Source organism: Bradyrhizobium sp. 23, assembly GCF_023073295.1.
GTDB classification, from domain to species: Bacteria; Pseudomonadota; Alphaproteobacteria; order Rhizobiales; family Xanthobacteraceae; genus Bradyrhizobium; species Bradyrhizobium canariense_D.
The window spans coordinates 25,593-44,414 of sequence record NZ_JADPJF010000122.1; the positions used below are offsets into that span (position 1 = coordinate 25,593).

The window sequence follows — 18,822 nt, forward strand, 5'->3', positions numbered from 1 at the left end:
GTCTGCATCGTCGACACCGTCGACGAGCTCAATCCGAATGCCGCCAACGCGCTGCTGAAAATTCTCGAGGAGCCGCCGCAGCAATCGCTGTTCCTGCTGGTGAGCCACGCGCCGGCGCGCGTGCTCGCCACGATCCAATCGCGCTGCCGCAAGCTGCGTCTCCGCGCGCTCGCAACCGACGACGTGATTGCTGCAGCCGCAACCGCTGCCGATCTCGACCCGAACGATCCGGCGTTGCGCGAGGCGGCGGAGGCGTCCGAGGGCAGCGTCGCGCGGGCGCTGACGCTGCTCGGCGGTGACGCCCTGAAGCTTCAGCAGCGCACGGCCGCGCTGCTGGCGCGACTGCCGCAGGTCGATCCGCGCGAATTGCATACGCTCGGCGAATCGCTCGGCACCAGCGACCGCGTTGCGCTTGCCGCCTTCATCGACGGCATCGATCGCTGGATCGCGGAACGCCTGCACGCCGACGAGGCCAATGCCAACCAGAACCTGCCGCGCCTTGCGCGCCTAGCTGAGGTATGGGAAAAGATCGTCCGCGCCGCGCGCGACACCGAAACCTATAATCTGGAGCGAAAGCCCTTAGTCTTCTCGGTGTTCGGCTGGCTGGCGGACGCAACGCGCTAGAGCATGATCCGGAAAAGTGTGCAGCGGTTTTTCCGATAGGATCGTGCTCAAGACAATAAACTAACGCAGGTTCGTTTCCCAATTTCGAGAAGCCGGTAAAGGAATTCGTCGTGGCAGCGCGAGCTAAGAAAATCGCTAAAGGCAAGAGCAGCAAGAAGAAGGCTGCCACCAAGGCCGTCAAGAAAGGCGCGAAGAAGGCCGTGAACGCGCGCGCGCGCAAAGCTGCCAAGAACGTCAAGAAAGCCACGAAGACCAAAAAGACGGCCGCCAAAAAAACCGGGAAGAAGAGCGCCGCGAAGACGGCAAAGAAGGCAGCGAAGAAGCAGGTCGTCGCCAAGAAGACGGTGAAGACAGGAACCAAAAAGCCAGCCAAGGCTTCGGCGAAGAACAAGGCCTCGGCGAAGAAGATAGCCAAGACGGCGAGGGTGGCTGCGTCCGCAGTGACCGCCGCACCAGCTCCTGTCGCGACGCCGCCGAAGACTGCGAAGCCCGATGTATCGAAACCCAAGGCCCCGCGCGCGCCGAAGTCCATCGCAGCGCCGCACGCCAACACGCCCGTGGCCGTCCCCGCGCGCGACAACGTCTTCTACATCACGACTGCGATCGCCTATCCCAATGGCAGCCCGCATATCGGCCACGCCTATGAGGCGATCGCGACCGATACGTTGGCGCGCTTCGCGCGACTCGACGGCAAGGATGTGTTCTTCCTGACCGGCACCGACGAGCACGGCCAGAAGATGGTTCAGACCGCGGCCGGCGAAAAAATGTCCGTCTCGGAGCTCGCCGCCCGCAATGCCGGCCGTTTCAAGCAAATGGACGAGCGCCTGAACGTGTCGTTCGACCGCTTCATCCGCACCACCGAGGAGCAGCATCACCGCTCCAGCCAGGAGATCTGGCGGCGCATGGAAGCGAACGGGGATATCTATGCCGACATCTATGCCGGCTGGTATTCCGTGCGCGACGAAGCCTATTACGCGGAGGACGAGACGCGCCTGAACGAGGACGGCGTGAGGCTCGGGCCGCAGGGCACGCCGGTCGAATGGGTCGAGGAGAAGAGCTACTTCTTCCGCCTGTCGGCCTATCAGGACAAGCTGCTCAAGCTGTACGAGACGCAGCCCAATTTCATTGGGCCCGACTCCCGCAAGAACGAGGTGGTGAGCTTCGTCAAGGGTGGCCTGCGCGACCTCTCGATCTCGCGCACGACGTTCGACTGGGGTGTCAAGGTGCCCGGCGACGAAGATCACGTGATGTATGTCTGGGTCGACGCGCTCACCAACTACATCACCGGCGTCGGCTTCCCCGACGAGAGCGACAACAACTGGCGTTATTGGCCTGCCGACGTGCACATCATCGGCAAGGACATCATCCGCTTCCATGCGGTGTACTGGCCGGCTTTCCTGCTGTCGGCCGGGATCCCCCTCCCGAAGCGGGTCTATGCCCATGGCTTCCTGTTCAGCAGGGGCGAGAAGATGTCGAAGTCGGTCGGCAACGTGGTCGATCCCTTTAACCTCGCCGACCAGTACGGCGTCGACCAGATGCGCTATTTCTTTCTGCGCGAGGTGCCGTTCGGCCAGGACGGCAACTACAATCACGAGGCCATCGTCGCGCGCATCAATGCCGATCTCGCCAACGATCTCGGCAATCTCGCGCAGCGCTCGCTGTCGATGATCGCGAAGCAGCTCGGCGGCGTGCTCCCGGAGCCCGGCGAATTCAGCGATAACGACAAGGCGATCCTGTCACAGGCTGACGACATGCTCGCGGCGTCCCGCGAAGCGATGGCGACGCAGCAAATCCATCACTGGCTCAATGCCGTGTGGGCCGTGGTCGCGGAAGCCAACCGCTATTTCGCGGGCGAAGCGCCGTGGGCGCTCGCCAAGACCGATCCTGTCAGGCAGAGGACGGTGCTCTACGTCACCGCCGAAGTCGTGCGCCAGATCGCAATCCTGGCCCAGCCGGCGATGCCGACGGCCTCGGGATTGCTGCTGAACAGCCTCGGTATCCCCGAAGCGGAGCGCAACTTCGCCGCGCTTGGTGGCGCAACGCGCATCGCGCCCGGTACGACGCTGCCCGCGCCGACGCCGGCCTTCCCCCGCTATATCGAGCCGGCAGCCTAAAGGCGTTCGCACCATGCTGGTCGACAGCCACTGCCATTTGGATTTTCCGGATTTTGCGGAGGATCTCGACGGGATCGTGTCGCGGGCGCGAGCGGCCGGCATCGGCCGCATGGTCACGATCTCGACGCGGGTGAGGAAACTGAACCAGCTTTTGGCCATCTCCGAGCGCTATGACGACGTCTATTGCTCGGTCGGCACCCATCCGCATAACGCTGATGAAGAAGACGGCATCGCGCCGGACGAGCTGATCGCTTTGACGCAGCATCCCAAGGTCGTCGCGCTCGGCGAAGCCGGGCTCGACTATTTCTACGACAACGGCTCGCCGGAGGCGCAGGCGAGGGGCTTTCGTGCCCACATCGCCGCCGCCCGCGCCACCGGCCTGCCGCTGGTGATCCACACCCGCGAGGCTGACCAGGATTGCGGCCGTATCCTTGAAGAGGAGACGGCAAAGGGATCGTTTCGCGCGGTGTTGCATTGTTACACCGGCGGGCGCGAGCTGGCGCTGAAGGCGGTCTCGCTCGGGCTCTATATCGGCTTCACGGGCATCCTGACCTTCAAGAAGTCCGAGGCCTTGCGCGCGCTTGCGGCCGAACTGCCGTCCGACCGTATTCTGGTTGAAACAGACTCGCCCTACCTTGCGCCGGGCAAGTTCCGGGGCAAGCGCAACGAACCGGCCTATGTGGTCGAGGTCGCAAAAGTGCTCGCCGAAACACGCGGCGTGTCGTTTGACGAGATCTCGCGCCAGACAAGCGAAAACTTCTTTCGCCTGTTCTCCAGGGTGAAACCTTAGAACTGGGAGCCGCATGACGCTGACGCTGACGATCCTGGGCTGCGGCTCCTCCGCCGGCGTGCCGCGTCCGGCACTCGGCTGGGGTGCCTGCGATCCCAACAATCCCAAGAACCGCCGTCGCCGCTGTTCGCTGCTGGTCGAGGAGACATCGGGCGAGGGCACCACGCGTATCGTGATCGACACCTCGCCTGACCTGCGCGAGCAATTGCTCTCGACCAATGTCGACCACATCGATGCCGTGTTCCTGACCCACGAGCACGCCGATCAGACCCACGGCATGGACGACCTGCGTTCGGTCGTGATGCACATGCGCCGGCGGATTCCGACCTATCTCAATCAGACGACTGCGAACGACATCATGTCGCGGTTCTCCTATTGCTTCGTCTCACCGGCGGGCAGCGACTATCCGCCGATCCTGACGGCGCAGTCGATCGAGGCCGGTGACAGCCAGACCATCCAGGGGAAGGGCGGCCCGGTGACGATGACGGCCTTCCTGGTGCAGCACGGCAACATTCCCGCGCTGGGCTATCGCATCGGCGATGCCGCCTACACGCCCGATCTCAACGACATCCCACGCGAGAGCTGGAGCGCGCTGGAAAATCTGGATCTCTGGATCGTCGATGGCCTGCGCTACACCAGCCATGTCAGCCATTTCAGCATCAACGACGCGTTGTCCTGGATCGAGCGCTTCAAGCCGAAGCGCGCCGTCATCACCAACATGACGGCCGACGTCGATTATGAGGTGATCCGGCAGTCGCTGCCGGCGGGAGTGGTGCCCGCGTATGACGGGCTGCGGCTGGAGACCCGCTGAACCTGCGGGGGAAATTCCGGCGAGAGCCGGCATACTCCTTGCTTGCGCTAGCCCCATCATGTTGATCTAACGTCTGAAAGACAGGCGCCGGGCAGGGGCGATATTCATGCAGGACCGGCGCGCGACGTGCGATCGCCGGGACCTTCTGAATCGCTTCGTATGAGGATGGGGATCGCGTTGGCAGGGGACGATGTCACGAGCCGGGGGCCGGTGCGACGCGCGCTAGATCTCCTTTATCTCGGTGCGGGCTACGCCGCCGGAGCCTTCATGGTTGCGATCTTTGCAATCATGATGATCATGTCGATCGGGCGCCAGTTTGCGGTCAACATTCCCGCCGGCGATGATTTCGCCTCATGGTGCATGGCCGCGATGGCATTCCTCGGCCTCGCTCACACCTTCAAGCGCGGAGAGATGATCCGGGTCGGCCTGTTGCTGGAGCGTCTGCATGGGCGCTCCAAACAGGTGGCGGAGGTCGTGGCCCTTGGTATTGCCGCCGCTTTCATCCTCTATTTCACCCGGCATGCCGTGCAGATGACCTACGATTCCTGGCGCTTCAACGACGTGGCGCAGGGCGTCGTCGCGCTTCCGCTCTGGATTCCGCAGCTCGGGTTTTCCGGCGGACTCGTGATCCTCTCGATCGCGCTCATTGATGAAATGGTCAGTGTCATCAGCGGCAACCGGCCGAGCTACGAGAAGGGCTCGCCGGACGAGACTCCGGACGAATTCATCGAGCGGATATCGCAGGGCGGCGGAGGTTGACGATGGCCAATCTCGGCATGATCGAACTATCGTTCATTCTGCTCGGCGTCATGATCGTGCTGCTGGGAAGTGGCATCTGGATCGCGGTTTCGCTGGGGCTTGTCGGCTTCGTGGCGATGGCGCTGACCACGAGCCTGCCGCTCGGCTCCGTGCTTGCGACCACGACATGGAGCGCAAGCTCGTCATGGACGCTGGCTGCGCTGCCGTTGTTCATCTGGATGGGCGAGATCCTCTTCCGCACCAAATTATCCGAGGAAATGTTCCGGGGCCTGTCGCCCTGGGTGCAGTGGCTGCCGGGGCGTCTGACCCATGTCAACGTGATCGGCTGCGGCATCTTCGCGGCAGTGTCGGGTTCGTCGGCGGCGACCTGTGCGACCATCGGCAAGATCGCGCTGCCCGAACTGGACAAGCGTGGTTACGATAAGGGCTTGAGTCTAGGCTCGCTCGCGGGCTCCGGCACGCTCGGCCTGCTGATCCCGCCGTCGATCCCAATGGTGGTCTATGCGGTCACGGCGAATGTCTCCGTGCTTCAGGTGTTCCTCGGCGGCTTCCTGCCGGGCGTGCTCGTGATGGTGCTCTATTCGGGCTACATCATCATCTGGTCGCTGCTGAACCCGAAGAAGATTCCGCCGCGCGATCCCCCGATGCCGTTCCGCCAGAAGCTGCGCGAGTCGGCCAGGCTTGCGCCCTGCCTGTTGCTGATCCTGGCAGTCTTCCTCTCCCTCGTGCTCGGCTTCGCGACGGCGACGGAATGCGCCGCCTGGGGCGTTTCGGGCGCGCTGCTGCTGGCGTGGTGGAGCCGCACGCTCACGCGCAAGAACTTTCTCGAGAGCATCATGAGCGCGACGCGCCTGACCTGCATGATCATGCTGATCCTGGCAGGCGCTGCCTACACGACCGCAGCGATGGCCTATACGGGCATTCCGGCGGCGCTCGCCACCTGGGTCCAGGGCCAGCAGCTGACGCCGGGCATGCTCGCGCTGTATCTGAGCATCATGTACATCATCCTGGGATGCCTGATCGACGGCATCTCGATGATCGTCCTGACCGCCGTGATCGTGCTGCCGATGGTCAAGCAGGCCGGGCTCGACCTGGTCTGGTTCGGCGTCTATCTCATCATCCACGTGGAGATGGCGCAGATCACGCCGCCGGTCGGTTTCAATCTGTTCGTGCTCCAGAACATGAGCGGGCGTGATACCTTGACCGTCGCGCGGGCGGCGTTCCCGTTCTTCGTCCTGTTGCTCGCCGCCGTGTTCATCATCACGGAATATCCGCAGATCGTGATGTTCCTGCCCAAGCTTGCTTTCCCAGACTGAGCGTACCGGTTTTGAAATTGACTGTGAGGAGAAGCCCGATGATGTCTCGTTTATTCCGCGCATCCTTGATCGCCAGCGCCGTGCTGGCTGCGACACCCGCTTTGGCTCAGACCAAATGGAATCTGCCGGCGGCATATCCGGCCGACAATCCGCACTCCGAGAATCTCGTCGCGTTCGCCAAGGACGTCGAAGCCGGCACGTCCGGCAAGCTCCAGATCACGGTTCATCCGGGCGCCTCACTGTTCAAGGCGCCCGACATCAAGCGCGCGGTGATGACCGGGCAGGCGCAGATGGGCGAAGTCTTGCTGTCGATCCACGAGAACGAGGATCCGGTATTCGGCGTCGACGTCGTGCCATTTCTGGCGACCAGCTTCCCGGATGCCATGAAGCTGTACCAGGCGTCGAAGCCGCTGATTACCAAGAAGCTCGATGCGCAGGGTCTGAAGCTCCTGTTCGTCGTGCCGTGGGCGCCGCAGGGCGTCTATGTCAGCAAGCCGCTTGCGACCATCGAAGACATGAAGGGCCTGAAATGGCGGGCCTACAACGTTGGGACCGCGCGCATCGGCGAGCTGGTTGGCGCGCAGTCGGTCACCATTCAAGCCGCCGAGCTGCCGCAGGCACTTGCGACCGGCGTCGTGAACTCGTTCATGTCGTCAGGCGGCACGGGCTACGATGCGAAGGCATGGGAGTCGCTGAAGTACTTCTATGATGTGCAAGCCTGGATCCCGAAGGACTACACCTTCGTCAACAAGGCGGCGTTCGAGGCGCTCGACAAGCCGACCCAGGAGGCCATCCTCAAGGCCGCCGCGACCGCGGAAACCCGCGGCTGGAAGGCCTGGCAGGACAAGAGCACCTGGTACATCGATCAGCTCAAGGCCAAGGGCATGACGGTCGAGCCGCCGAGCCCGGCCCTGAAGGCTGGCTTCCAGAAGATCGGCGAACAGCTCACCGCCGACTGGCTCAAGAAGGCGGGAGCCGACGGCCAGGCCCTGGTTGACGCCTACAAGAAGATGTGAGGACGACGGGGCTCGGCGAACCCGACTAGTCGAAACTGCGCAACGACTTCGCGGCGACACCCAACCGCCGCGGAGGTCGAGACAAGCTCAGGCCGAGATCGCCTTCGCCGATCCCGCTTCATTGCGCAGCAGGAATTTCTGGATCTTTCCCGTCGACGTTTTCGGGATAGGCCCGAACACCACGGACTTCGGCGTCTTGAAGCCGCTCATATGCGAGCGGCAGAAGGCGATGATATCGGCTTCGCTCGCGCTTGCGCCGTCCTTCAGCTCGACGAAGGCGCAGGGCACTTCGCCCCATTTCGGATCGGGCTTTGCGACCACGGCGGCGAACAGCACGGCCGGGTGCTTGTAGAGAATGTCCTCGACCTCGACGGAGGAAATGTTCTCGCCGCCGGAGATGATGATGTCCTTGGAGCGATCCTTGATGATGACGTAGCCGTGCGCGTCGAGCACGCCGAGATCGCCGGTGTGAAACCAGCCGCCCTCGAAGGCTTCCTGCGTCGCCTTGTCGTTCTTGAGGTAGCCCTTCATCACGATGTTGCCGCGGAACATGACCTCGCCGATGGTCTCGCCGTCGTGCGGTACTTGCCTCATGGTTTGCGGATCGATGACGGTGACGGCTTCCTCGAGCGGGTAGGGCACGCCCTGCCGCCGCTTCAGGCTGGCGCGCTCGGCTGCGGGCAGATCATCCCAGCCAGGCTGCTCGGCGCAGACGGAAGCGGGGCCGTAGACCTCGGTCAGGCCATAGACGTGCGTCAGCTTGATGCCGATGCTCTCGGCGCCCTCGAGCACCGCGACCGGCGGCGCGGCACCGGCGATCAGGCCGACGACGCGGCGCGCGGCATCGCCCTTCGGTGCATCGGGCGCGTTGATCAGCGTGTTGTAGACGATCGGCGCGCCGCACATATGGGTGACGCCGTGCTGCTTGATCAGCTCGAAGATTTTCGTCGGCTCGACCTTGCGCAGGCAGACGTTGATGCCGGCGGCGGCTGCGATGGTCCAGGGGAAGCACCAGCCGTTGCAGTGGAACATCGGCAGGGTCCAGAGGTACACCGGATGCTGGCCGAGTTGGCCCGCGAGAATATTGCTGACGGCGTTCAGATAGGCGCCGCGGTGATGGGTGACGACCCCCTTGGGATTTCCCGTGGTGCCCGAGGTGTAGCTCAGCGCGATCGCATCCCATTCATCGCCCGGCAGGATCGCCGCGAAGTCAGGATCGCCTTGCGCGAGCGCGGCCTCGTACTCGATCTCGCCGATGCGCCCGCCGCCTTTGAAGGCGGCGTCGTCGACGTCGATCACGAACGGTTTTGGGCCACTCATCTGTGACAGCGCATCGGTGATCACGCCGGAAAATTCGGGGTCGACCAGAATGATCCTGGCGCCGCCATGGTCGAGCTGAAATGCGATCGAAGGTGCATCCAGCCGGATGTTCAGCGCATTGAGCACCGCACCCGTCATGGGGACGGCGAAATGCACCTCGTTCATCGCCGGAATGTTCGGCAGCATCGCCGCGACGGTGTCGCCGACGCCGATGCCCTTGCCGGCAAGGTACGAAGCAAAGCGCTTGCAACGCTCATGCGTCTCGCGCCAGGTGAAGCTGCGCCCCTCGTAGACCGTGCTGACGTGATCGGGATAGACCGCGGCGCTGCGTGTGAGAAAGCTCAACGGGCTCAGCGGCACGTAGTTGGCGGGCGTCTTGTCGAGGCCGATATTGTACTGGTTCTGCCGCTCGCTCATCGACACCTCCCTTACGCGCCGGCCTACAGGAATCCGATGGAGATCCACGGAAAGACGGCGACCACGATCAATCCTACCAGCAGCGCCAGCAGATAGCCCCAGATCGGCCTGATGCCTTCGGCCGGATCGACGCGTCCGATGGCGCAGGCGGCATAATAACCGACCCCGAAGGGCGGGGCGAATAGCCCGATACCCATGGCGAGAATGATGACCATGGCATAGTGCACCTCGTGGACGCCGACGGCGCGCGCAATCGGAAATAACAACGGCCCGAACAGCACGATCGCCGGGATGCCCTCGAGCACGCTGCCGAGGATGGTGAAGGCCAGGATCGAGACGGCGATGAAGGTCGCCGCGCCGCCCGGCAATCCGGTCATGGCGGATGCCAGCGCCCGCGAGAAGCCTGATTGCGTCAGGCCCCAGGCCATGCCGGTCGCCGTGCCGATGATCAGCAGGATCGCGCCCGACAGCGCCGCGGTTTCGACCAGCATCGGAAACAGCCGCCGCCAGTCGAAGCGGCGGTAGACGAGGAGGCCGACCAGGGCGCCATAAACGATGCCGATCGTGGACACTTCGGTGGCGGTGGCGATGCCTTCGACCACGGCGTAGCGGATCACGAAGGGCAGCGCGAGCGCGGGCAGGGCGATGACGAAGGTCTTGCCGATCTCGCCGCCTGTGGCGCGGCGGACATGGCTCATGTCCTCGTGGCGATAGCGCCACCACACCAGCATGCACAGCGTTATGGCCAGCACCACGCCGGGCAACAGGCCGCCGGTGAACAGCGCGGCGATCGAGACGCCGGTGACCGATCCGATCGTGATCAGCACGAGACTCGGCGGAATGGTTTCGGTCTGCGCGCCGGTGGCCGCAAGAAGCGCGACGAGATCGCCGGGCTTGGCGCCGCGCTGTTTCATCTCCGGGAACAGCACGGGCGCGACCGCGGCCATGTCCGCGGCCTTGGCACCTGAGATGCCGGAGACCAGGTACATCGCGCCGACAAGCACGTAATGCAGCCCACCGCGGACATGGCCGAGCAGGCTGGCCAGGAACGCCACCATGGCCCGTGCCATGCCGGTCATTTCAATCAGGAGCCCCAAAAATACGAACAGCGGCACCGAGAGCAAAATGAGGTGGCTCATGCCCTCGTCCATCCGCCCGACCAGTACCATGACCGGCGTGCGCGTGGTCAGTGCCAGATAGCCGAAGATCGCGAGCCCGAAGCCGAACGCGATGGGAACGCCGGCAAAGACGCAGAAGCCGGCGACGCCGACGAAGAAGATGACGAGGTTGAGATTGCCGAGCGGCCGCAGATATGGCTGCGCCAGCCAGAACAAGCCGACGACGACGGCAACGGCGACCGCGGCCGTCAGCACCATGCGGTAATCGACTGCGCGCAGCAGCCGCAACAGCGCGAACGCCGCCATCAGGCAGATGCCGGCCGGCAATGCCGCGGCGCGCCACATATTGGAGATCTGCAGCGCCGGCGTGGTGATGAAGCTTTCCTCGTAGGCGTAGTCCCAGGACGGCCAGACGATCAGCGCCAGGAAGGCCAGCGCCGCGCAGGTCGCGACCAGATCGAGCCAGGCCCGCGTGGCCGGCCTGGTGCTGGCGACGACCGCGGTCATGCGCATGTGCTCGGAACGGCGGAACGCCACCGCCGCGCCCAGCATGGCGAGCCACAGGAACAGGATCGAGGCCAGCTCGTCCGACCAGATCAGCGGCCGGTGCAGGCCGTAGCGCGCGACCACGCCGGCAAACAGGATCGCAATCTCGGCGACCACCAAAATGGCCGCCGGAATTTCGACGAGGAGACCGAGTGCGCGCTCCGTCGAGGCCAGCAAGGAAGGCCGGCGAGGGGACCGAACAGCCGCCTCGCCCGCCACTCCGCTCACTTCGACCTCAAGATGAGCCATGACGGCTCCAACGCGTTACGACAGCTTGCCGACGGCTTTTTCCAGCAGGTCCCAGGCCTGGTCGCCATATTTGCCTTTCCACTCGGCATAGAAGCCGGCGGAGCGCAGCTTGTCGCGGAACGGCGCGACCGCGGGCTGATTGAAGGTCAGGCCCTTGCCCGCGAGCTCCTGCTGCAGATTGGCATTGAGCTTGGCGGTATCCTCACGCTCCTTGAGCGCTGCGGCATTGATGTTCTTGGCGACGATGGTGCGCACATCCTCGGGCAGGCTGCTCCACGCCTTGCGATTGGCCAGGAACCAGAAGCCGTCCCACATGTGGTTGGTCAGCGAGCAGTATTTCTGCACCTCGTAGAGCTTGGCGGTCGAGATGATCGCCAGCGGGTTCTCCTGGCCCTCGACGATCCTGGTCTGCAGCGCGGAATAGACCTCGGCGAAATTGATCGAGGCGGGCGCCGCATCGAATGCCTTGAACATCGAGGTCCATAGCGGCGACACCGGCACGCGGATCTTGAAGCCCTTGAGATCGTCCGGATGGGTGATCGGCTTGCTCGACGACGTGGTCTGGCGGAAGCCGTTGTCCCAAATCTTGTCCATGACTTCGAGCCCGGCCTTCTTGATCTCGCCGCGGACAAAGGCGCCGAGATCGCCGTCCATCGCCTTCCAGACCGTGCCGTAGTCCGGGAACGCGAAGCCGATGCCGTTGATGGACGCCGCCGGTACCAGGGTCGACAGGATCAGCCCCGACAGCGTGAAGAACTCGACGCCGCCGGACCGGATCTGGCTCAGCATGTCGGTGTCAGACCCGAGCTGGTTGTTCGGGAAGATCTGGAGGTCGAACTTGCCGCCTGTCTCGGCCTTGATCGCCGCGGCCATCTCCTTGGCGCGCACGTTCAGCGGATGCGTGTCCGGCAGGTTATTGGCGTATTTGTAGGTGAACTCGGCGCTCTGGGCGCGGGCCACATGGGGCGCACTGAGGCCGCCCAGGACCGCGGTCGCGGCGGAGGCCTTGAGAAGCGTGCGGCGGGAAAAGCTCATGGGTCTGCTTCCTCGGAAAGTTTGTTGTTGTTCTGAGATGCAAACCTATACGGACGGAAGGTCAGAAGGTCATCTGCGATCTCGCGAAGCCTCGCTTATTGCAGCCGGACATCCTCACGGCAATATCGGCTTTCGGCGGCATCGGCCCGATTCAAAAACCGAAAAACAACCCCATGCACAGTAGCCGTCGAAAGTCGGGACCACGTCCGACGGCCAGCCTGGAAAAGGACCGGGAACGAAGGTGCGATGAGAGGAATTCTAGCTAAATAACTGATCTGATTTGATATAATGATATTCCATAATATACCTTATGCGAATCGTGGATATGGCTGTGCAGGTCAGGCCAGATCATTCCGCAGCTACCCAGAACCCCTCTTTCGGATCAAACTTGTGCCAACAAATCCCCGGGCAAACCGACGCAGCGGTTGTCGCCACGGCAGCATTGGGAGGTTCGTCATGCAGGAGAACGTCGCCCGCGCAGACCGCTCGCGCGCCATTCCATTCGACGCCGCCAAGCTCGACCGCCTGATGGAGGCTGCCGGCCTCGACGTCGTGGTCGCGACCTCCAAGCACAATGTGCAGTACCTGCTGGGTGCCGAGCGCGCGATCTTTTTCGACTACATGGATGCGCTCGGCGTCAGCCGCTATCTGCCGGTGCTGGTCTATCCCAAGGGCGCACCCAACAAGGCAGTTTATGTCGGCCACCGTCTGGAAACCCATCAGCGCGCCGTGGCGCCGCCATGGGTGGCGCAGCTCCGGACCGAGTCCAACGGCTCGGTTGATGCCGTCACACGGGCTGTCAGCCTGATCCGCGATGCCGGCGTGCCCCTGAAGCGGGTCGGGGTCGAGATGGCGTTCCTGCCGATGGATGCGGGCCGGGCGCTCAGTGACGCCCTGCCCGGCGCCGAGCTCAAGGACGCGCTGCTGGTGCTGGAGCGGCTGCGGGCGGTGAAGTCGGCGGACGAGCTTGCGAAGCTCAAGACGGCGTCCGAACTGGTGATCGCCTCGATGCTGGCGGTGATCGCCGGGCACGGGCCGGGCACGACCAAGCAGCAATTGTCGGACGCCTTGCGGCTCGCCGAAGCCAATCGCGGGCTGACCTTCGAATACTGCTTGCTCGCCTGCGGCAACAGCCACAACCGGGCGCCCTCGGCGCAGCGCTGGGAGCAAGGTGACGTGCTGTCGCTCGATTCCGGCGGCAATTATCACGGCTATATCGGCGACCTCGCGCGCATGGCCGTGCTCGGCGATCCCGATGCCGAGCTGAAGGACTGTCTGGCCGAGATCGAGGCGGTCCAGCGCGCCGCCTTCGCGGCGGTCAGGCCGGGCGCCATGGGCGGCGACATCTACGTCGCGGCCGAGCGGCAGCTCGCGAAGATCACCCAGCGCGACTGCACGGAGTTTTTGGCCCACGGCATGGGCCTCGTCAGCCACGAGGCCCCTCGCCTGACGGCCAAAGGTCCGATCCCCTACGACGACACGGATGCGCGGCTGCCGCTCGAAACTGGCATGGTGGTGTCGATCGAGACCACGATGAAGCATCCGAAGCGCGGGTTCATCAAGCTCGAGGACACGGTTGCGGTGACGGCGACGGGTTACGAGATCTTTGGCGAGGGTGGTCGCGGCTGGAATTTGGGTGGCAGTTCGCTGTAGGCTGGGACCGCGCGCACAGCAGACATCTCGCTCTCGGCCCAAGCTCAGCCGGGTCGTCAACCCCTGTCCTACACCGCCATGACCTAGACTTCCGCGGAAGCGGTAGCTCGTGGCATGCGCATGACCTGCTCGAGGGCGTGTGAGTGCTTCAGCACGGCAAGCGTCTCGCGTGCGCTGAGGCTGCTGACGACTTCCTCGAAATCGTCGCTCTGCTCAATCTTGGCCCGGCCGATCGCGAGATCTATGTCGATTTGGCCCGATTTGCGCGGCGGCGTTTCGAGGGACTGCATGTGCGGTCCCAGCAACGCGGGATTCTGTCTAAGTTCGATCAGGGCCCCGTGTGGCTCGATCCGATCCAGGCTGGCAAGCTCTCTCGCCCTCTGCAGCAGCGCCGGCACGCGATTGTCCTCCGGGGTTGCAAACAGGCGCGCCATTCGCGGTGTCGTCGAGGTGACGAGACCGATCGGAATGGCGCAAACCAGGCCGATGATCACCGGTGACATCCAGAGCAGCAGCGGAAGCGACACGGCGTAGGCGCTTGCCGCCATGGCCAGACCGCATAGGGTCGGCACCGTGAACTTGCGATAGACTTCGTCGCGCGTGATCCTGCCATCGCTTCGCCGTTGCACTTGCCAGCCCGCGTCACGGCCCAGCAGGATCTCCGCCACGGCGGTGGATTGAAAGATCATCATGGAGGGGGCGATCAAGGCGGCAAGCAGGCTCTCGGCGACCACCGCCAGCAGCACGCGAAATCCGCCGCCGAATGCCTGCCGTTCCGCACGCTTGGTGAGCAAAACGAGGTAGGCCAGCAATTTGGGCACGATGAGCAGCCCCATTGTCGCGGCAAAGACCCAGGCGGCGAGCACGGGATCCTGTGCGGGCCACGTTGGAAACAACGAGAAGCCCTTGGGAAAGTACTCCGGCTTGACGAAATAGGCCTGCAAGGAGGTCAGGATTCCGAGCAATAGAAACAGCAGCCACAGCGGCGCGGTGAGGTAGGATCCGATCCCGGTCAACAGGTGAAGCCTGGAGACCCAGTGCAGGCCTCGAGCCGGTAGAACGGCAAGATGCTGGAGATTGCCCTGACACCAGCGGCGGTCGCGCGCCGCGAAATCCAGAAGCGACGGGGGCACCTCCTCGAAACTCCCGCCGAGACCTGGAGCCATGAAAATTCCCCATCCCGCTCGTCGCATTAGTGCGGCTTCGACAAAATCGTGGCTGAGGATATGGCCGCCGAAAGGCTTCCTCCCGCGCAACTCGGGCAGGCCTGCCTCTTGCGCAAAAGCCTGCACCCGGATGATGGCGTTATGTCCCCAGTAGTTGCCCTCTGAGGCGTGCCACCAGGTGTTCCCGGCCGCGATCAGCGGGCCGTACAAACGACCCGAGAACTGCTGAAGCCGGCTAATCAGGGTTCGCGCATTGACGACGATCGGAAGCGTTTGAATCAGCGCGGCTTGCGGGTTCGATTCCATCGCGCCCGCCAGCCGCACGATGGTCTCTCCGCTCATCAGACTGTCCGCGTCGAGAATGATCATGTAGTCGTAGGCGCCACCGAATCGCCTCACCCATTCGGCGATGTTGCCGGACTTTCGGGCGGTGTTGTCGGATCGGTGACGATAGTAGAGATGGCCCGAACCGCAGTTGCGCTGCAGTTCCAGAAACGCAAGCTCCTCGGCAATCCAGATGTCCGGATCTGTCGTGTCACTGAGCAGAAACCAGTCGAACAATGGGGCCTGTCCGGTTTCGCCGACCGACTCGTACATGGCGCGGAGTCGCGCCATGAGATGGTGCTGATCCTCGTTATAGGTCGGCAACAGCATCGCCGTTCGGCCGGTGATCGTGGGCAGCGGACCCTGGCTGTCAATTGGCAGCACATCCGGTCGCCCCCGCAGGAGCACAAAAAAACCGGCGACTGAAGACACGAACGAAAACGCGATCCAGGCGAGCAGCACGAGAAACAGCCCGAACACCATGCCTTCGAGGACCGTGACGCCACCAACCTTGAGAACATCGTACATCTCAACAGCGCCCGCAGCGGTAATCGCGACCGTTCCGCCAAGAATGAACAGGCGTCGCGCTGCAACGGCAGGGGCGGTCCGCAGTCGCCCCGGATCGGCACGGTTAGTCCGGTCCAATCGGCAAGGCTGCATGGGGAGAGGCGTTTCGTCGGGGAGATACCGAGTGCCAAGCTCAAGCGAGAGCGCGGGCGAGGTCGTCAGGGCGCCCATCGGTAAACCCAGACTTCAGAGATCGGCTGTTCGCCCTGCATCAAGATCGCCCTCAACTCGATCGGCGCGTCCTTCACGGCGCACTGGAAACTCAGGCGCCAGCCGCCGGTTTCCGGGTTTGGCTGTGTGACGACGATCTTGATCTCGGATTTGTCGGCGCTGACGGCACCCCTTACCTTGTTGGGATCGACCGCCTTCAGTCCGTCCCCGACGATTTCGAGCACGAACAATTTGCTGTCGTCGCCCCGCGCGCCAACGCCTGTGCGGGTGAACCGAGCCAGCGAATTGGGCTTCGGCGCGTCCGGACCCCAGTGCAGACGGTAGGTGTAGTTGTTTTCGCTCTTGGCCTGGAGAGCTGTTTTCGGGCGCCAGAAGGCGGCGATGTTGTCGTGAACTTCCTCCTTGGTCGGGATCTCAAAGAGGACCACACTGCCCTCTCCCCAATCTCCGATCGGTTCGACCCAGAGGCTTGGACGACGCTCAAAGCGCGATTCGATGTCCTCGTAGGCAAAGAAGTTTCGTTCCCGCTGCATCAGGCCGAAGCCGCGAGGATTGAGATCATTGAATGTGCTGGCTTGCAGATCGCGCGGATTGTTGAGAGGACGCCAGAGTTGCTCGCCCTTTCCGTTGAACACGGCGAGCCCATCGGAGTCGTGCACGGCAGGGCGGAAATCGTCGACATCGTGTCGGTCGTTCGGACCGAAAAAGAACATGCTTGTCATGGGCGCCAGGCCGGCATGCTGCAGCTCGATCCGCGGATAGAGCGACATCTCCACGTCGAAGACCGTCGGAGCGCCCGGCCTGATCGTGAAGCGATAGCTTGCCGTAGCGCTCTTGCTGTCAAGCAGCGCATGGACCACCACAGATGTGGCACCCGGCGCGGGCTTCTCCAGCCAGAACGCCTTGAAGAAGGGAAATTCCTCCCCCTTGCTCTCGCCGGTATCGATCGACAGACCGCGCGCGGACAGGCCATACGTCTCGCCTTTGGCAACGGCACGGAAGTAGCTGGCGCCGACAAACGCGCAAACCTCGTCGTAATAGTCGGGGCGATTGATCGGGGCGTGAATGCGAAACCCGGCAAACCCGAGATCGGCGTCCGGTACCTGGCCGATATTGTCGCCGAATGCAAAATCGTCGCGCCGGTACCTGATCGGTACGGCTCGTCCGCCGGCGACCTCGTAAATGTCGACCCTGTTCTTATAGAAAAAGCCGCGGTGGAAAAACTGAACCTCGAAGGGCAGCTTCTCGCTACGCCAAGCCGCGCGCTCCGGCAGAAAGCGGATTGACCGGTACTGGTCGTAGGTGAGATCTTTGAGCGCGTCCGGGACCTTTTCCTCTGGTGGCGCAAAGGGCTTACTCGCCAAATTGCGGGCAAGGTCGCGGACATAAGAGGGACCAAACGGCAAGTCCGCCGCCGATGCCGCAGAGACTGCGCCAGGTAGTAATGTCGCCAATGGCGTCAATGCCGAGGCTTCCAGGAATTGCCGGCGATTCAACTGTGCTACCCGTTCGGTTCCAACCGCAGTGCAACCCCCTCGTCGCGAACGAGTTCCACGAGCGCCGCCGAATCCGGGCGGAGTGTGGCCGACGACCTCATCGAGCGGGCTTGGGGGCGATTTCGCGCTGCTTGGCCTTGGTTGCGCCTGCAGGACAATCTGCAATTTCCGATTGCGCATTCTTGAGCCAGGGCGGCGCGCAACGTTGTAGCCCCGAAGGTAACTGGATGATCGCTCTAGCGCACGAGCAGCAACTCCAGCTGGCTCTGCGCTTTCTTGACCGCCGTCGCATACCAGCTCTGGCTTGGTGCCTCCTTGGCGAAGCACGCCGTGTACGCGGTCATCGCGTTGTCTTCGCGGGTGATGTCGCCGCGCGGGTCTTTCTTGTCGATGGGTTTGGCCATCATCTGCTTCCAGACCTTTTCGCAGGCCGGGATCTCAGCCGTCTTCACCGCGTCGCTTGCGGCGAGAAAGAAGACCTTGTCGCCCTGGATCGCGACGACGTCGATTTCATGCGGCGGTCCCTTCAAATCGCCATTGCCGCGCACGCCCAGTACGGCGACCGCAGCGCTCGCTCCCGCGGGCTTCGTGATCGGCAGCTCGGCATATTTGGCGAAGGCGGAGTCCTGGATCGCCTGATAGTAGAAGCGGTCCGATTTGAACGCCGCGCCGATCTCCTGCGGCATGCCGTCCTCGCGGTGCTCGCGAAGCCAGTGCCTGAGCAAGCCGGTCGTGGTCGCCACCGCTTGCATCTTGTCGCCTTCGGAGGCGAAGCCGAGCCCGTCGAGATGGCCAAAGCCGGAGTCGCCCTTGAAGAGCGTGTCCGCATTCGTCTTGCCGTCGGCCGGCAGTCCCTTGATTGCGACGGGACCCACCAGGCTGCGCAGGACGCCCGTCAACTCGTTGAGCGCCGCATCGTGCTGCTTATAGGTCTCGTCGTTTTCCGCAGCTTTCGAGAACTTTGCGATGTAGCGATCGCGCAGGTCGAGATAATGCTGCTCGGGCGTGGCCGCATCGGCGGGCGTAGCGAAGACGAGCAGGCAGAGCAAGGCAAGCGATCTCATGCGATTTCCGGCAAGACGGGGGGATCTCCAGTCTTTGTGCCGGTGCCGGGCGGGAAGGTTCATCCGCGCCGGACGAACGCCCTACTCCGCCGGTGTCAGCTGCTGCCGGCTCGGGCGCATCGCCGCCGTCGCCCGCACGCGCACGCGGGCGCGGCGCTTGCGCCACCAGATCACGATTCCGGTGACCGAGAGTGCCGCCACCACCAGCCCCATGACCGAGATCAGAATGCGGCCGAACAGCCCGACGATGCGGCCCGAATGCAGCG

General features: G+C 63.5%; 15 protein-coding genes. 8 read left to right on the plus strand and 7 right to left on the minus strand.

Annotation, left to right across the window (positions count from 1 at the left end; genetic code table 11):
* The 7 genes from IVB32_RS29065 to IVB32_RS29095 form a co-directional block, all read left to right on the plus strand.
* Positions 1-624, plus strand: a 624-nt coding sequence (locus IVB32_RS29065) for a DNA polymerase III subunit delta' (RefSeq protein ID WP_247412159.1), incomplete at its 5' end; no start/stop codon positions are given.
* 110 nt (positions 625-734) lie between these two features.
* On the plus strand, positions 735-2,738 hold the full coding sequence (gene metG, locus IVB32_RS29070; RefSeq protein WP_247296749.1) for a methionine--tRNA ligase: 2,004 nt from the start codon (positions 735-737) through the stop codon (positions 2,736-2,738).
* A gap of 13 nt (positions 2,739-2,751) precedes the next feature.
* Positions 2,752-3,528 carry a TatD family hydrolase gene (locus IVB32_RS29075; RefSeq protein ID WP_204511191.1) on the plus strand — a complete coding sequence of 259 codons (777 nt, stop codon included), beginning with the start codon at positions 2,752-2,754 and terminating at the stop codon, positions 3,526-3,528.
* Between the two features lie 13 nt (positions 3,529-3,541).
* Positions 3,542-4,339, plus strand: a complete 798-nt coding sequence (locus tag IVB32_RS29080) for an MBL fold metallo-hydrolase (RefSeq protein WP_247412161.1) — start codon at positions 3,542-3,544, stop codon at positions 4,337-4,339.
* A gap of 165 nt (positions 4,340-4,504) precedes the next feature.
* Positions 4,505-5,098, plus strand: coding sequence for a TRAP transporter small permease (locus tag IVB32_RS29085; protein ID WP_018457852.1), 594 nt, complete (start codon positions 4,505-4,507; stop codon positions 5,096-5,098).
* A gap of 2 nt (positions 5,099-5,100) precedes the next feature.
* A complete protein-coding gene (locus tag IVB32_RS29090; RefSeq protein ID WP_007591091.1) occupies positions 5,101-6,414 on the plus strand; it encodes a TRAP transporter large permease subunit in 1,314 nt (437 codons plus the stop codon).
* 38 nt (positions 6,415-6,452) lie between these two features.
* Complete coding sequence (locus IVB32_RS29095) at positions 6,453-7,430, plus strand: TRAP transporter substrate-binding protein (RefSeq protein ID WP_247296753.1); 978 nt, start codon at positions 6,453-6,455, stop codon at positions 7,428-7,430.
* 87 nt (positions 7,431-7,517) lie between these two features.
* On the opposite strand, the gene IVB32_RS29100 is transcribed toward IVB32_RS29095, so the two are convergent.
* From IVB32_RS29100 to IVB32_RS29110, 3 genes are read right to left on the minus strand one after another with little or no spacing between them, the layout of a single operon-like run.
* Positions 7,518-9,167 carry an acyl-CoA synthetase gene (locus IVB32_RS29100; RefSeq protein ID WP_247296756.1) on the minus strand — a complete coding sequence of 550 codons (1,650 nt, stop codon included), beginning with the start codon at positions 9,165-9,167 and terminating at the stop codon, positions 7,518-7,520.
* A gap of 23 nt (positions 9,168-9,190) precedes the next feature.
* A complete protein-coding gene (locus IVB32_RS29105; RefSeq protein WP_247296759.1) occupies positions 9,191-11,080 on the minus strand; it encodes a TRAP transporter large permease subunit in 1,890 nt (629 codons plus the stop codon).
* Positions 11,081-11,095: 15 nt separating this feature from the next.
* Positions 11,096-12,115, minus strand: a complete 1,020-nt coding sequence (locus IVB32_RS29110; protein ID WP_018457847.1) for a TRAP transporter substrate-binding protein — start codon at positions 12,113-12,115, stop codon at positions 11,096-11,098.
* Positions 12,116-12,571: 456 nt separating this feature from the next.
* On the opposite strand from IVB32_RS29110, the gene IVB32_RS29115 reads away from it, so the two are divergent.
* A complete protein-coding gene (locus tag IVB32_RS29115) occupies positions 12,572-13,768 on the plus strand; it encodes a Xaa-Pro peptidase family protein (RefSeq protein ID WP_247395626.1) in 1,197 nt (398 codons plus the stop codon).
* A gap of 83 nt (positions 13,769-13,851) precedes the next feature.
* On the opposite strand, the gene mdoH is transcribed toward IVB32_RS29115, so the two are convergent.
* The 4 genes from mdoH to IVB32_RS29135 all read right to left on the minus strand — a co-directional run.
* Positions 13,852-15,996 (minus strand): glucans biosynthesis glucosyltransferase MdoH, encoded by a 2,145-nt coding sequence (mdoH, locus tag IVB32_RS29120; protein WP_247412166.1) that lies wholly within the window; start codon positions 15,994-15,996, stop codon positions 13,852-13,854.
* A complete protein-coding gene (locus IVB32_RS29125) occupies positions 15,984-17,492 on the minus strand; it encodes a glucan biosynthesis protein G (protein WP_247395704.1) in 1,509 nt (502 codons plus the stop codon). The genes mdoH and IVB32_RS29125 overlap by 13 nt, the downstream gene beginning before the upstream one ends.
* Before the next feature lie 236 nt (positions 17,493-17,728).
* The gene (locus IVB32_RS29130; protein ID WP_085349810.1) at positions 17,729-18,556 is read right to left on the minus strand and encodes a hypothetical protein; all 828 of its coding nucleotides are present in this window, start codon (positions 18,554-18,556) and stop codon (positions 17,729-17,731) included.
* Positions 18,557-18,637: 81 nt separating this feature from the next.
* On the minus strand, positions 18,638-18,822 hold a 185-nt coding region (locus IVB32_RS29135), incomplete at its 5' end, for a PepSY domain-containing protein (protein ID WP_247412169.1).